Below are 13,291 nucleotides of genomic sequence, written 5' to 3'. Positions count from 1 at the left end.
CGCAAAGGAGATCCGCGATGGCCCGGGGAATAGCCGCCATGGTCGCGGCCTGCACGATCTGGGGGCTTTCGCCCCTGTTCTACTGGTTGCTGTCCGACATACCTCCGCTGGAGGTGCTGTCCTACCGATCGCTCTGGTCGCTGGTCTTCTTCGTCGCGATCCTGGGGCTACAGGGGCGTCTGCGCGCCTCGCTGTCGGCACTGCGGGATGTCCGAACGCTTGTCACCGTGGCCTTCGCGGGGTTCATGATCTCGCTCAACTGGCTCGGGTTCATCTATTCGATCTCGATCGGCAACGGGCTTCAGGCCTCGCTGGGGTATTACATCTTTCCGCTGGTCTCGGTCGTGCTGGGGCGGATCTTCTTCGGCGAGCTGTTGAGCCGGGCGCAGGCGGTGGCCGTGGGGTTGGCGGGCGTGGCCGTCACCGTGCTGACGATCGGTCTGGGTGTGCCGCCGTGGATTGCGCTGTCGCTGGCGCTGACCTTCGGCGCCTACGGGGTGGTGAAGAAGGGCCTGACCCTGGGCGCGATCCAGTCCGTCACGGCCGAGGTCCTGCTGATCGCGCCTTTCGCTTTCGCCTACCTCGTCTTTTTCTCCACCAGCCTCGAAGGCGGGACGGGATGGCAGACCCACGCGCTGCTCATGGCCTCGGGGCCGCTGACGGGGTTGCCGCTCATCCTGTTCAGCTATGCGGCGCAGCGGGTCCGGCTGTCGACCATCGGGCTGGTGCAATACCTCAACCCGACGTTGCAGTTCGGTTGCGCGGTGCTGTTCTTCGCCAACCCGATCACGCCGTGGCACGCCATTGCCTTTCCGCTGATCTGGGCGGCGCTGGCGCTTTATTCGCTGTCGGCCATGCGTCAGGACAGGGCGCGACGCAGGGCGTCCTCCAGCGCGGTCACGCCCGTCACGACGGTGACGTAGCCACGCGTCTCGGCGCCCGCGAAGCCATGGGCCACCACGTGATCGAGCAGCGCCACCAAGGGATCCCAGTAGCTGCCTTGGTTCACCACGAAGATCGGCTTGTCGTGCAGACCAAGCTGGCGCCAGGTCAGCACTTCGAAGAACTCGTCGAGCGATCCGGCCCCGCCCGGCAGCACCACGATGGCCTGCGCGTTCATCACCATGACCTTCTTGCGTTCGTGCATCGTCTCGGTGACGACGAAGGTATCGAGATCGCGCTTGCCGACCTCCCAGTCCAGCAGGTGTTGCGGGATGACCCCCATGGTGGCCCCGCCCGCCGCTTGCGTGGCCCGCGCGACACGACCCATCAGGCCGACGTCGCCCGCGCCGTAGACCAGCCGCCAGCCATTCGCGGCAATGAGCGCTCCCGTGGCCTCGGCCAGGGCTGCGAAGGCGGGATCGTCGCCGTCACGGCTGCCGCAGTAGACGCAGACGGAGGAGGAAAGGGCCACGGGAACACTCCATTTCGGGGGGGCGGGCTATCGGTCGGGCAAAACCCTTGCTACGATGCCACAGCCTGTGGTCGACGGGCCGATTTGACAAGGGACGAGATGACGCGGAACAACCGGATCCTGGCCAGAGGTGCCGCCATCGCCGCCGCCCTTGCCGTGCTGGCGATCGTGCTGGGCCAGCGCGGGCTATTCTCGGACGGGCAGACGCAGCCCCAAGACACGCTTGCCGCGGGAGGACCCGCGACCACTGCACTGCCCGAGACCACGGTCGACCCGGAAACGGACGTACAAGCGGGTGAGCAAAAGGGTGCGCCCGTCCGGACACCCGAGGTGCCAGAGGCCCCGGCGCCGGTTCCTGCCGCGGTCGATTATTTCGAGCTCGGCCCCGGCGGGTCCGCGACCGTCGCGGGCCGGACGGCCCCGGGCGCGAAGGTCCGCGTCCTGCTCGACGGGGAGGAGATCGAGACCCTGACCGCCGACGCCGCCGGCGCCTTCGCGGGCTTTCCGCAGATCCCGGCCGCCGATCGCCCCCGTGCCCTGACCTTCGAGGTCGACGGACAGACGGCCGGCAGCGACACGATCCTGGTGCAGCCGGGCAGGGGGGCCGCACCCGCCCCGGACGACACGCGGATTGCCTCCGCCGATTCGTCAAGCGAGGCGGGCGGGACCGAACCGCCGCAAGGGGAATCGGTTGACGGGGATGCCGGCGGCGGCTTGGGCTCCGATGCCGATGCCGATGCCGATGCCGATGCCGATGCCGATGCCGATGCCGATGCCGATGCCGATGCCGATGCCGATGCCGATGCCGTCGACGGCGCACCGACAGCCCTTGCCGAGGCGGGGACGGTGGGAGGCGGAACGGGAGACAGCACGTCGAACGATATGGCGGGGGCAGGAACCGCACCAGGCACAGCGGCCACGGACGGGTCTGCCGCCAGCGGCCCGGCCACCGATGGTCCGGCTTCTATTGATGCGACGGCGGACGAGACAGCGGTCGCGGACGCGGGCGAGGAACCTGCGGACCTTCGGGTGACCGATGCGGGCGACGACATAGATATCGCCGGGATCGATGCGGACACCTTTGACCTGGCCGCGACCGACGAGGTCGTGGGTGCGCCCGCCGACGACACCGATTCCGCGGGAGGAACCGTCGAAGGCGTGCGGGCCACGCCCGGGGAGGGGACCGCGGACAGCGAGGATCGGAGGTCCTCAGAGGACGACACATCCCCGCAGGCCACCGACGAGGAGGGCGGAGGCCCGCGCGATGCGCCGCCCACGACCGATCTGGCCGATACCCGCATGCCGGAGCCCGGCGAAGGTGTTCTGACCCGCGCGCCGGACGGCAGCATGGCACCCGCGCAAACGGAAGAGGCGGATCTCGGAGGCGCATCGGACAGCACGGCGTCGAGCACCGTCGAACCGGACGATGCCGCCACGGCGCAACCGGGCGGCACGGGGGCGGGCACGGGCGGCGCCAGCCCCGCGCTCGGTGCGGCGCCCAGCCTCATCGTCTCCGCCGACGGGGTGCGCACGACCGGCGCGCCGCGGCCCACGCCCACCGTCTCGCTTGATGCGATCAGCTACGACGACAGCGGGGAGGTGCGGCTGACCGGACGCGGCCCCGGCGTGGGAGAATTGCGCATCTACCTCGACAACCGGCCCGTCAGTCAAAGCCCGATGTTGCCCGACGGCGGCTGGCAGACCGAGCTGCCGCAGGTCGATCCGGGCACCTATACCTTGCGCATCGACCAGATCGGGGCGGACGGTCAGGTCGAGAGCCGGATCGAGACGCCCTTCCTCAAGGAGGATCCCGCGCAGGTCCGGGCCCTGCGCGAAGGGGGGGGCGCCGTCCAGCAGATCGACACCCGCACCGTGCAGCCGGGACACACGCTCTGGGCCTTTGCGACGGATCGCTTCGACGACGGTATGATGTACGTGGCGATCTACGAGGCGAATGCCGACCTGATCCGCGACCCGGACCTGATCTATCCCGGGCAGGTCTTCGTCATGCCCGAGGCCGATCGCGCTGGTAATCCCCGCACCTCCCCTTAGGTTGGTGGTTCGCCGACCGGGACCCCAGATGCGCAGACTGACCAAGACGGACGCCAATTTCGACCCCACGGCACGCATTCAGGGCTGGAACGTGATCCGCCGGGTGCTGCCCTACCTCTGGCCCGAGGGCGAGCGGGGGATCAAGGTGCGCGTGGTGGCCGCGATCTCGGTCCTCGTCATGGCCAAGATCATCGCCGTGGGCACGCCGTTCTTCTACAAGGCCGCCGTCGACACCCTCTCGGGGGAGGCGCGGGACGATCTGTGGCTGATCGGCCTCGGGGCCGTGGCGCTGACGGTGATCTACGGGCTCACCCGGCTGGCCAACGTGGGCTTCCAGCAGACGCGCGACGTGCTCTTCGCGCCGGTGGGACAGCGTGCGCTGCGGGCGCTGGCGCTGCAGACCTTCACCCATATCCACCGCCTGTCGATGCGCTACCACATCACCCGCAGGACCGGCGGGCTTTCCCGCGTGATGGAGCGCGGCGTGAAGGGGGTCGAGTTCCTGCTGCGGTTCTTATTGTTCAGCATCGGACCGCTCCTGCTGGAGCTTCTGATGATCTCCGTCGTGCTCTTTTTCATGTTCGACGTCTGGTACCTGGTGGTCGTGGGTCTGACCATCGTGGCCTATGTCACCTTCACCTTCCGCGTGACCGAATGGCGCGTGAAGATCCGCAAGGTGATGAACGAGCAGGACACAGACGCCAACCAGAAGGCGATCGACAGCCTGCTGAACTTCGAGACGGTGAAGTACTTCGGCGCCGAACGGCTGGAGGCCGCGCGCTACGACAGCGCGATGAAGCAATACGAAACGGCGGCGATCCGCACCAACGTAAGTCTCGCCTTTCTGAACTTCGGGCAGTCCTTCATCATCACCGCGGGCCTCGTGGCGGTGATGGTCATGGCGGCCGTCGGCGTGTCGAACGGGGCATTGACGGTAGGGGACTTCGTGCTGGTCAACGCCTACATGATCCAGATCACCATGCCGCTCAACTTCCTCGGCACCGTCTACCGCGAAATCCGTCAGGCGCTGATCGACATGGGCGACATGTTCGATCTGCTCGAACAGCCTGCCGAGGTGCAGGACAAGCCCGGCGCCACGACGTTGCATGTCACCGGCGGGCGGGTCGAGCTGCACGATGTCCACTTCGGCTACGACCCCGCTCGCCCGATCCTCAAGGGCGTGGACCTGACCCTGGAGCCGGGGCAGACGGTGGCGATCGTGGGCTCTTCGGGGGCGGGGAAGTCCACCATCGGGCGGCTTCTGTTCCGGTTCTACGACGTGACGGGCGGTGCGGTGCTGATCGACGGGCAGGACGTGCGCGACGTGACCCAAGACAGCCTTCACGCCCAGATCGGGGTGGTGCCGCAAGACACGGTGCTGTTCAACGACACGATCCACTACAACATCGCCTACGGCCGTCCCGACGCGACCGAGGCCGAGATCCGCGCCGCCGCCCGGGCCGCCAAGATCCACGATTTCGTCATGTCCTTGCCCGACGGCTACGACACCACCGTCGGGGAGCGCGGGCTGAAGCTCTCGGGCGGCGAGAAGCAGCGCGTGGGCATCGCACGCACGCTTTTGAAGAACCCGCCCATCCTGCTGCTGGATGAGGCCACGAGCGCGCTCGACACCGACACGGAGCGCGGGATCCAGTCGGAACTGCGCACCATGGGCCGGGGACGCACGGTGCTGACCATCGCGCACCGGCTGTCGACGATCCAGGACGCCGACCGGATCGTCGTGCTCGAAGACGGGGTGATCGTCGAACAGGGCACCCACGATGCGCTTTTGGCCGAAGGGGGCCGTTACGCGCAGCTCTGGAGCCGGCAGGAACAGGAAGCCGCATGAGCCGGAAGGACTATCCCGAGACGCCGGACGGGCGCTATTTCGTGGCCAAGTCCCGGCTGTGGCGCAAGACCGACCCATCGCTTGACGACACCACCCGCCGCGCGGCGGTGAAGCGGCTGATGCAGGCCCGTCGCGCCGTGGGCCAGGCCGACACGGAGGAGGCTACCCGCGACGCCCGCGCGGCGGTCGATGCCGCCAAGCGCGCCTTGGGCGAGCGCGGTCCCGTGTGGTGGGACGACGGCGCGCCGGACGAAGGCGGTAAGCACCCGAAGAACACCTCCTACGCTGGTTGGTGGGCCGATCTGGACGCGGACGCGCAGGCCCGTGGCAGCGGCTGACACCGGCCTGCGAATCTCGCGCGGCTGACGTCCACCTTTGCACCGGCGCACAGCACGACCTGCCGGGACCCGACATTGCCAGCGCCGGAAGATCGGCGTAACGGGCGGGCATCCTGACTGAAAGATCCGAAATGTCTCTCCTGCGTGCCGCCCTCGTGCTTGGCCTTCTCTCTGCCGTCGGTCCCTTCGCGATCGACATGTATCTGCCCGCGCTTCCGGGGCTCGCCGCCTCGCTCGGGGTCGAGGAGACGGCGGCGCAGCTGACGCTGACCAGCTATTTCGTGGCCTTCGGGTTGGCACAGCTCTTCTACGGCCCCTGGTCGGACCAGGCGGGCCGCAAGGTGCCGCTGTTCGCGGGTCTCGCCATCTTCATCGGGGGATCGGTCGTCTGCGCCATGGCGGGCAGCATCGGCATGCTGGTGCTGGGCCGCGCGGTGCAGGGGATCGGCGGCGCGGTGCTGATGGTCATTCCGCGCGCGGTGATCCGCGACATGCACACCGGCACGGCGGCGACCAAGATGATGGCGCTGGTGATGCTGGTGATCTCGGTCTCGCCGATGCTGGCACCGCTCGCGGGGGCGGGGCTGATCGCCTTCGGCGACTGGCGTCTGATCTTCTGGGTGCTGGGGGGCGCTGCCGCGCTGTCACTCGTGCTGACCGCCACCGCCTTGCCCGAGACGCGCCCCGCCGACCAACGAGAGCCGATCGACTTCGCCCATCTGCGCGCAGGGGCGGCCACGCTCTTTCGCGATCCGGTCTTCATGGGGCTGACCTTCATCGGCGGCTTCGGGATGGCGAGCTTCTTCGTCTTCATCGCCAGCGCCTCCTTCGTCTACGTCGAGCAATTCGGCCTGACGCCCACCGGCTTCAGCCTGGCCTTCGCGATCAATGCCATCGGCTTCTTTGCGGCAAGCCAGGTCGCGGGCCCGCTGGGAGAGCGGGTCGGCATCGTGCCGCTGATGCGTTGGGGCGTCATGGGATTCGCCGGGTTCTCGGTGGCCCTTTTCGCGATCACCCTGACGTTGGGTGCGAACCTCTACGTGATCGTGGCCTTCCTGTTCTGCGCCAACGCCTGCCTTGGCGTCGTGGTGCCCGCGACGATGGTCATGGCGCTGGATCCGCATGGTCGCATCGCGGGCCTGGCCTCGTCACTGGGCGGCACGCTGCAGATGGTCACCGGTGGCGCGATGATCGTGGTCACGGGCCTTTTCTTCGATGGCACGGCCACGCCGATGATCGCGGGGATCGCGCTTTGCGCGCTTTGCGCGCTGGCGCTGGCGGTGCTGACGCTGGGTCGCGTGCATGAAACAGAGGTCGCCATCTAGGCCGATGCGCCCCTGGAGCGGGATGTTTCGGGGGAGGGGGCTTTGCCGCCGTTGGCGGGGGTCCAGACGGACCGCGTTCGACGACCCCTGCGATGCCCGCCGCCCGCGTGGCGGATCCCGCCCCGCTCCGGCACGCGCCCCTTGGCAAATCTCGACCGATCACGTTATGAAGCGCCCGAACGACAGCGGTCCGCCACGGACCCCGCAGGAGGCGGCATGAGCGAGACCGACAGCTTCATCAATGAAGTGACCGAAGAAGTTCGGCGCGAACGCCTGTTCGGCCTGCTCAAGCGCTTCGGCTGGATTGCGGTGCTCGCGGTCGTCCTGCTGGTGGGCGGTGCGGCCTGGTTCGAATATACCAAGGCCCGCGACCGTGCGGCGGCGCAGGCCGCCGGCGATGCGGTGCTGGCCGCGCTCGAGGAGAACGACCCCGAGGCGCGGGCCGAGGCGCTGTCGCAACTTTCGCTCGATGGCTCCGCCGGGGCGGTGTCCGATCTGCTGTTTGCCTCGATCCAGCAGGAAACCGGCCAGCCGGCCGAGGCCGCGCAGACGCTGGAGCGTCTGGCGACGGAAGGGGACCTGCCGCAGGTCTACCGCGACCTCGCCGCCTTCAAGGCCGCGGCCCTGGACGAGGGGCTGAGCGATGACGCCCGCCGCCAGACCTTCGAGCGGCTGGCGCAGCCCGGGCAGACCTTCTCGCTTCTGGCACAGGAGCAGTTGGCGCTGATGAACCTGGCCGCGGGCGACCGTGACGCCGCCGTCGAGCAACTGACCGCCGTCCTTCAGGATGCGAGCGTCACCCGAGGCTTGCGGGATCGCGTGCAAACCCTGATGGTGGCGCTTGGAGCGGAACTGCCCGACACGGCGGCCCCTGCCGCGGACCTCACGCTTGATGCGGGGTCGAACAGTGAATGATCGAAAGGCGTGCGTTTTGACGTCAATACCCACCCGACTGAGCGCCACAATTCTACTGCTGCTTGCGCTGAACGCCTGCGGCGAGGACGATATCGACCTGCCCGGGCTGCGCGAGCCGATCCGCGACGACGCGGTCGAGGTGAACCGCGCTTTGCCGATTGCGCTGCCCGCCCCGCAGGCGCGGGCCGAATGGACGCACCGCAACGGTGCCGCCGATCATGCGACGCCGCAGGCGACCCTGTCGCAGTCCCCGTCGCTCGCCTTCGCGGTTCCGATCGGGGCGGGCGAAAGCCGCGGCACCCGCATCACCGCCGATCCCATCGTGGCGAACGGCATGGTCTACACGATGGATGCCACGAGCGGCGTGACCGCCACCACCGTCGGCGGAGAGCGGGTCTGGTCGACCCAGCTAGTCCCGCCACTTCAACGGCCGACCGATGCGTCGGGGGGCGGCCTTGCCTTCGGGGCCGGGCGGCTCTTTGCCTCGACCGGATTCGGTCGGCTGGTGGCACTCGATCCCGCCACGGGCGGCGAATACTGGACCCAGGACATCGACGCGCCGGGCACCTCCGCCCCCACGGTCATGGGTGATCTCGTCCACGTCATCGGTCGCGACAGCCGCGCCTGGGCGCTGGAGGTCGATACCGGCCGCATCCGTCACCAGACGCGGGGCATTCCGTCGGTCTCGTCCTACTCGGGCGGGGCTGGACCGGCCGTCGACAGCGATCTTGCGGTCTATCCCTTCTCCTCGGGCGAGGTGGTGGGCGTCTTCCCGCAAGGCGGCCTGCAACGGTGGAGCCAGATCGTCACCGGCGACCGCGTGGGCCAGGCCGTCGGCAACATCTCCGACATCGCGGGCGATCCGGTGATCGACGGCGACAGAGTCTACGTCGGCAACTTCTCGGGCCGGACCGTGGCCTTGAACCGCGGCACGGGAGAACGGATCTGGACCGCGGAGGAAGGGGCCACCGGCCCGGTCTGGCCCGCGGGCGGATCGATCTTCATGGTCAACGACCTCAACCAGTTGCTGCGGCTCGACGCCGCGACCGGGGACCCGATCTGGCGCGTCACCTTGCCCGATTTCACCGAAGCCAGCAGTTTTCTGGGCCGTGACCGCACGGTCTACGCCCATTACGGGCCGGTGATGGCGGGCGGCCGGCTGATCTTGGCCTCTTCCGACGAACGGTTGCGCCTTTTCGATCCCGTCTCTGGCGCGCTCACCGGGTCCATCGAACTGCCCGGCGGGGCGGCCACGGCCCCGGCGCTTGCGAACGGGATGCTCTACGTCGTCAGCAAGGACGGGCAACTGCTGGCTTTCCGTTAAGCGCGCTTGGGTGTAAGGCTCGCCCCTGACCTTGATCGGAGCGCGCCCATGTCCTTCACACTCGCCCTCGTGGGCCGGCCCAACGTGGGCAAGTCCACGCTCTTCAACCGGCTGGTGGGCAAGCGTCTGGCGCTGGTCGACGACCAGCCCGGCGTGACCCGCGACCTGCGCGAAGGCCCGGGCCGGATCGCGGACATCCGCTTCACCGTGATCGACACCGCGGGCCTGGAGGAAGCCACCGACGACTCGCTTCAAGGCCGGATGCGCGCACTCACCGAACGCGCGGTCGAGATGGCCGACGTCTGCCTTTTCATGATCGACGCGCGCGCGGGCGTCCTGCCCGCCGACGAGGTCTTCGCCGACATTCTGCGGCGCAAGAACGCCCATGTGATCCTGGCCGCCAACAAGGGCGAGGGGAAGGCCGCCGACGCCACCATCCTGGAGGCCTACGCCCTGGGCCTGGGCGAGCCGATCCGCCTCTCCGCCGAGCACGGCGAGGGTATCGGGGAGCTGATGGATGCGCTTCGCCCCCTGGCCGAACAGTTCGAGGCCCGCGCCGAAAAGGACGCCCCCGAGACGGATGTCGAGGTGGGCGAGGAGGACGAGGACGCCGCCCCGGTTCCGACCCGAGCGAAGCCTTTGCAGATCGCCGTCGTGGGCCGTCCCAACGCGGGCAAGTCCACGCTCATCAACAAGATCCTCGGAGAGGATCGCCTGCTGACGGGGCCCGAGGCGGGGATCACCCGCGACGCGATCTCGGTCCAGGCCGACTGGGGCGGGGTGCCGATGCGGATCTTCGACACTGCCGGCATGCGCAAGAAGGCCCGGATCAACGACAAGCTGGAGAAGCTTTCGGTCAGCGACGGGCTGCGGGCGGTGAAGTTCGCGGAAGTCGTGATCGTGCTGCTCGACGTCGATATCCCCTTCGAACAGCAGGATTTGCGCATCGCGGACCTGGCCGAGCGCGAAGGCCGCGCCGTGGTGATCGGTGTGAACAAGTGGGACACCGAGGATGACAAGCAGGACAAGCTGCGCGAGTTGAAAGAGGAATTTGCGCGCCTGCTGCCGCAGTTGCGCGGCGCGCCGCTGGTGACGGTCTCGGCCAAGACGGCCAAGGGGCTCGACCGGCTGCAGCAGGCCGTCATGCGTGTCTACGAGACCTGGAACCGCCGCGTGACGACCGCTCAGCTGAACCGCTGGCTGACGGGGATGCTGGAACAGCACCCGCCGCCCGCGCCGGGCGGCAAGCGGATCAAGATGCGCTACGCCACGCAGGTGAAGACGCGCCCGCCGGGGTTCGTTGTGATGACCTCTCACCCCGACCTGGTTCCGGCCAGTTACAACCGCTATCTCGTGAACGGATTGCGGACCGATTTCGACATGCCCGGCACGCCGATCCGCCTGACCTTGCGCGACCAGGGGGAGAAGAACCCCTACAAGGACCGCAAGTCCTCTCAGCCCTCGCGGCTGTCCAAGCACAAGAAGAAGCCCGGCGCCGACCGCTGAGGCGCGGCATTCGGGCGGGACGGGCGCCTCAGGGCCGCATGTCGCGCGGGAAGTAGACGGCCATGACGCAGGCCAGAACGACCACGCCGCTCAGCGCCGTGGCGGTCACCATGAAGGTCTCCAGCCCGTTGGCCGCGATGATGCCCACCAGCGCCCAGACCAGAGCGGCGAGATAGAGCGGGGCGGGCAGGATCCGGTAGACCACGATGCCCATCCCCAGCGTGCCGAGGATGCCGGCGAAGGCCCAGCCGTAACTCGTCATCCCGATCCCGTAGCCTGCGAGCACGGTTGCGAGCGAAACGAAACTCGCCGCCGTCAGCCAGCCGGCGTAGAGCGCCACCGGCGCGCGCAGGAAAAGGCGTTTCTCGCGCGAGGCGCGCAACAGGGCTAGGATCGCGAAGCCCAACATCAACCAGATCAACAAGGTCGCCAGAAGCGCGCTTTCCGTGGCGATCCACAACCAGGGCACGCCAAGGGCCAGCGACGCGCAGAGCGGGGTCCGCGCGCGATTCCAGGCCGGATCGTCGCGTTTGCGCAGGACCCCGTAGACGGCCGAGACGATGAGCCACAGGTAGATCAGGCCCCAGATCCCGAAGGTGTAGCCCGCGGGCTGAACGGGCGGGTCGATCTGGGGCACCGGAAGCTGCGTCGCGTCGAACCCCGAGAAGGACGTGAACAGCGGCGCCACGGCGAATGCCAGCGTCACGGCCAAGGTCAGGGGGGCGATCAGGCGTCTCATACCCGGCCAACGCGACGCGAAGACGAATTGTTTCTCTCTTGAACTAGTTTAAATCGCCCGTGGCACTCAGGACCGTGCGCCCACCCAGGTAAGGCTGCAGGACAGCCGGAATGGCGACCGATCCGTCGGCCTGCTGGCCGTTCTCAAGCACCGCGATCAGCGTGCGGCCCACGGCAAGGCCCGACCCGTTCAGCGTGTGGACGAAGTCGGGCTTGCCGCCGCCTTCCGGCTTGAAGCGCGCATTCATCCGCCGGGCTTGGAAGGCCCCGCAGGTCGAAACGCTCGAGATCTCGCGGTAGGTATTCTGCCCGGGCAGCCAGACTTCGATGTCGTGGGTGCGGATCGCGCCGAAGCCGATGTCGCCGGTGCACAGGATCACGGTGCGGTAGGGCAGTTCCAGCTTGTCGAGGATCGTCTCGGCGCATTGGGTCATGCGGGCGTGTTCGGCGTCGCTTTCGTCCGGATGGGTGATCGAGACCATCTCGACCTTTTCGAACTGGTGCTGACGTAGCATGCCGCTGGTGTCGCGTCCCGCGCTGCCCGCCTCCGAGCGGAAGCAGGGGGTGTGGGCAACATAGCGCAGGGGCAGGGCGGAGGCCTCCAGGGTGGCGCCGCCGACGGTATTGGTCAGCGGAACCTCGGCGGTGGGGATCAGCCACCACCCGTTGGTGGTCTGGTAGCTGTCCTCGCCGAATTTTGGCAGTTGGCCGGTCCCCACCATCATCTCCTCGCGGACCAGCACCGGCGCGTTGGCCTCCGTCAACCCGTGCTCGTCGACGTGGGTGTCCAGCATGAACTGCGCGAGCGCCCGGTGCAGGCGCGCGACGCCCCCCTTGAGCAGCACGAAGCGGCTGCCGGAGAGTTTCGCCGCCGTCTCGAAATCCATGCCGGTCTCGACGCAAGGCAGCTGGTAGTGCTCGAGCGGGTCGAAGTCGAAGTTGCGCGGCGCGCCCACGCGGCGCAGCTCGACGTTGTCGTCCTCGTTGGCGCCGTCCGGGACATCGTCGGCGAGCAGGTTGGGCAGCTCCATCAGGGCCTGCGTCAGTTTCGCGTCGCGGTCCTTGGCCACCGCTTGCAGATCGGCGATGCGCGACTTGGCTTCGGCCACCTCGGCGCGCAGGCGCTGGAACTCGTCCTCGTCGCCGCGCGCCTTGGCGGCACCGACCTGTTTGGCGGCGGCATTGGCGGCGGCCTGCGCTTCTTCGGCCTGGGTGATCGCCTGCCGCCGTTCGGTGTCGAGGCCCAGCAGGTGCGGCGACTGAGGTTCCAGCCCGCGGCGGGACAGGGCGGCGTCGAAAGCTGCGGGATCGTCCCGGATGAGGCGAATGTCATGCATGGCGCGGCTCCTGTTTGGCGGTCTTGCCCCCCTATGCCCCAAGCGAGCCTGCGGGTGAAGAGGTCAAGACATCTTGGCGCGGGCCCGCGCCACGCCTATATCGCGGCCATCGCACGCGGCTTTCGGTTGTCAATTCCGACACCCGCCCCTAGGGTGCCGCGACTTTGACGCCGCGCGATCCGCGCCCAGATTACTAGGAGCCCTCCATGGAAGGCATCGCATCCCTCGTTCCCCTGATCCTGATCTTCGGGATCATGTATTTCCTGCTCATCCGTCCGCAGCAGAAGAAGCTCAAGCAGCACCAGGCCATGGTCGAGGCGCTGCGCCGCGGCGACCAGGTCGTCACGCAAGGCGGGATCGTCGGCAAGGTGACGAACGTGCGCGAGGCCGAGAAGGAGATCGAGGTCGAGATCGCGCAGGGCGTGAAGGTCCGCGTCATCCGCTCCACCGTCGCGACCGTCTTGTCCAAGACCGAACCCGCCGCCTGATTTCC

12 protein-coding genes are annotated in these 13,291 nt (G+C 68.2%); 9 read left to right on the top strand and 3 right to left on the bottom strand.

Going from position 1 to position 13,291, the window contains the following annotated elements:
• Positions 1–17 precede the first annotated feature (17 nt).
• Positions 18–923 carry an EamA family transporter RarD gene (gene rarD / locus EU805_RS06285; protein ID WP_242494072.1) on the top strand — a complete coding sequence of 302 codons (906 nt, stop codon included), beginning with the start codon at positions 18–20 and terminating at the stop codon, positions 921–923.
• On the opposite strand, the gene EU805_RS06280 is transcribed toward rarD, so the two are convergent.
• On the bottom strand, positions 860–1,414 hold the full coding sequence (locus EU805_RS06280; protein ID WP_129763097.1) for a TIGR00730 family Rossman fold protein: 555 nt from the start codon (positions 1,412–1,414) through the stop codon (positions 860–862). The genes rarD and EU805_RS06280 overlap by 64 nt on opposite strands.
• Positions 1,415–1,513: 99 nt before the next feature.
• Between EU805_RS06280 and EU805_RS06275 the strand changes: the two genes are divergently transcribed.
• From EU805_RS06275 to der, 7 genes are all read left to right on the top strand, one after another.
• Positions 1,514–3,466: a LysM peptidoglycan-binding domain-containing protein gene (locus tag EU805_RS06275; protein WP_129763096.1), complete on the top strand. Its 1,953-nt coding sequence runs from the start codon at positions 1,514–1,516 to the stop codon at positions 3,464–3,466.
• 28 nt (positions 3,467–3,494) lie between these two features.
• Positions 3,495–5,315, top strand: a complete 1,821-nt coding sequence (locus tag EU805_RS06270; RefSeq protein ID WP_129763095.1) for an ABC transporter ATP-binding protein/permease — start codon at positions 3,495–3,497, stop codon at positions 5,313–5,315.
• Complete coding sequence (locus EU805_RS06265; RefSeq protein WP_129763094.1) at positions 5,312–5,653, top strand: hypothetical protein; 342 nt, start codon at positions 5,312–5,314, stop codon at positions 5,651–5,653. Before EU805_RS06270 ends, EU805_RS06265 begins: the two co-directional genes overlap by 4 nt.
• 131 nt (positions 5,654–5,784) lie before the next feature.
• Positions 5,785–6,978, top strand: a complete 1,194-nt coding sequence (locus EU805_RS06260; RefSeq protein WP_129763093.1) for a multidrug effflux MFS transporter — start codon at positions 5,785–5,787, stop codon at positions 6,976–6,978.
• Positions 6,979–7,194: 216 nt separating this feature from the next.
• Positions 7,195–7,893, top strand: a complete 699-nt coding sequence (locus EU805_RS06255; RefSeq protein ID WP_129763092.1) for a hypothetical protein — start codon at positions 7,195–7,197, stop codon at positions 7,891–7,893.
• 16 nt (positions 7,894–7,909) lie between these two features.
• A complete protein-coding gene (locus EU805_RS06250; protein ID WP_242494071.1) occupies positions 7,910–9,217 on the top strand; it encodes a PQQ-like beta-propeller repeat protein in 1,308 nt (435 codons plus the stop codon).
• Positions 9,218–9,265: 48 nt separating this feature from the next.
• The gene (gene der, locus EU805_RS06245; protein WP_129763090.1) at positions 9,266–10,723 is read left to right on the top strand and encodes a ribosome biogenesis GTPase Der; all 1,458 of its coding nucleotides are present in this window, start codon (positions 9,266–9,268) and stop codon (positions 10,721–10,723) included.
• Between the two features lie 28 nt (positions 10,724–10,751).
• On the opposite strand, the gene EU805_RS06240 is transcribed toward der, so the two are convergent.
• Positions 10,752–11,462: a tryptophan-rich sensory protein gene (locus EU805_RS06240; RefSeq protein WP_129763089.1), complete on the bottom strand. Its 711-nt coding sequence runs from the start codon at positions 11,460–11,462 to the stop codon at positions 10,752–10,754.
• A 43-nt stretch (positions 11,463–11,505) separates the two neighbouring features.
• Positions 11,506–12,798 carry a serine--tRNA ligase gene (serS, locus tag EU805_RS06235; RefSeq protein ID WP_129763088.1) on the bottom strand — a complete coding sequence of 431 codons (1,293 nt, stop codon included), beginning with the start codon at positions 12,796–12,798 and terminating at the stop codon, positions 11,506–11,508.
• A gap of 206 nt (positions 12,799–13,004) precedes the next feature.
• Between serS and yajC the strand changes: the two genes are divergently transcribed.
• On the top strand, positions 13,005–13,286 hold the full coding sequence (gene yajC / locus EU805_RS06230) for a preprotein translocase subunit YajC (RefSeq protein ID WP_129763087.1): 282 nt from the start codon (positions 13,005–13,007) through the stop codon (positions 13,284–13,286).
• The last annotated feature ends 5 nt before the right edge of the window (positions 13,287–13,291 follow it).

Origin of the sequence: Salipiger sp. IMCC34102, from assembly GCF_004145405.1 — a bacterium.
In the GTDB taxonomy this organism is placed as follows: domain Bacteria; phylum Pseudomonadota; class Alphaproteobacteria; order Rhodobacterales; family Rhodobacteraceae; genus Loktanella.
This window is presented reverse-complemented; position numbering and strand designations above follow the sequence as displayed.

Bases quoted from the DNA above. Each gene is read 5' to 3' on its own strand.
- rarD (WP_242494072.1), top strand. From the start codon at position 18: ATGGCCCGGGGAATAGCCGCCATGGTCGCGGCCTGCACGATCTGGGGG.
- EU805_RS06275 (WP_129763096.1), top strand. From the start codon at position 1,514: ATGACGCGGAACAACCGGATCCTGGCCAGAGGTGCCGCCATCGCCGCC.
- EU805_RS06270 (WP_129763095.1), top strand. From the start codon at position 3,495: ATGCGCAGACTGACCAAGACGGACGCCAATTTCGACCCCACGGCACGC.
- EU805_RS06265 (WP_129763094.1), top strand. From the start codon at position 5,312: ATGAGCCGGAAGGACTATCCCGAGACGCCGGACGGGCGCTATTTCGTG.
- EU805_RS06260 (WP_129763093.1), top strand. From the start codon at position 5,785: ATGTCTCTCCTGCGTGCCGCCCTCGTGCTTGGCCTTCTCTCTGCCGTC.
- EU805_RS06255 (WP_129763092.1), top strand. From the start codon at position 7,195: ATGAGCGAGACCGACAGCTTCATCAATGAAGTGACCGAAGAAGTTCGG.
- der (WP_129763090.1), top strand. From the start codon at position 9,266: ATGTCCTTCACACTCGCCCTCGTGGGCCGGCCCAACGTGGGCAAGTCC.
- EU805_RS06240 (WP_129763089.1), bottom strand. From the start codon at position 11,462: ATGAGACGCCTGATCGCCCCCCTGACCTTGGCCGTGACGCTGGCATTC.
- serS (WP_129763088.1), bottom strand. From the start codon at position 12,798: ATGCATGACATTCGCCTCATCCGGGACGATCCCGCAGCTTTCGACGCC.
- yajC (WP_129763087.1), top strand. From the start codon at position 13,005: ATGGAAGGCATCGCATCCCTCGTTCCCCTGATCCTGATCTTCGGGATC.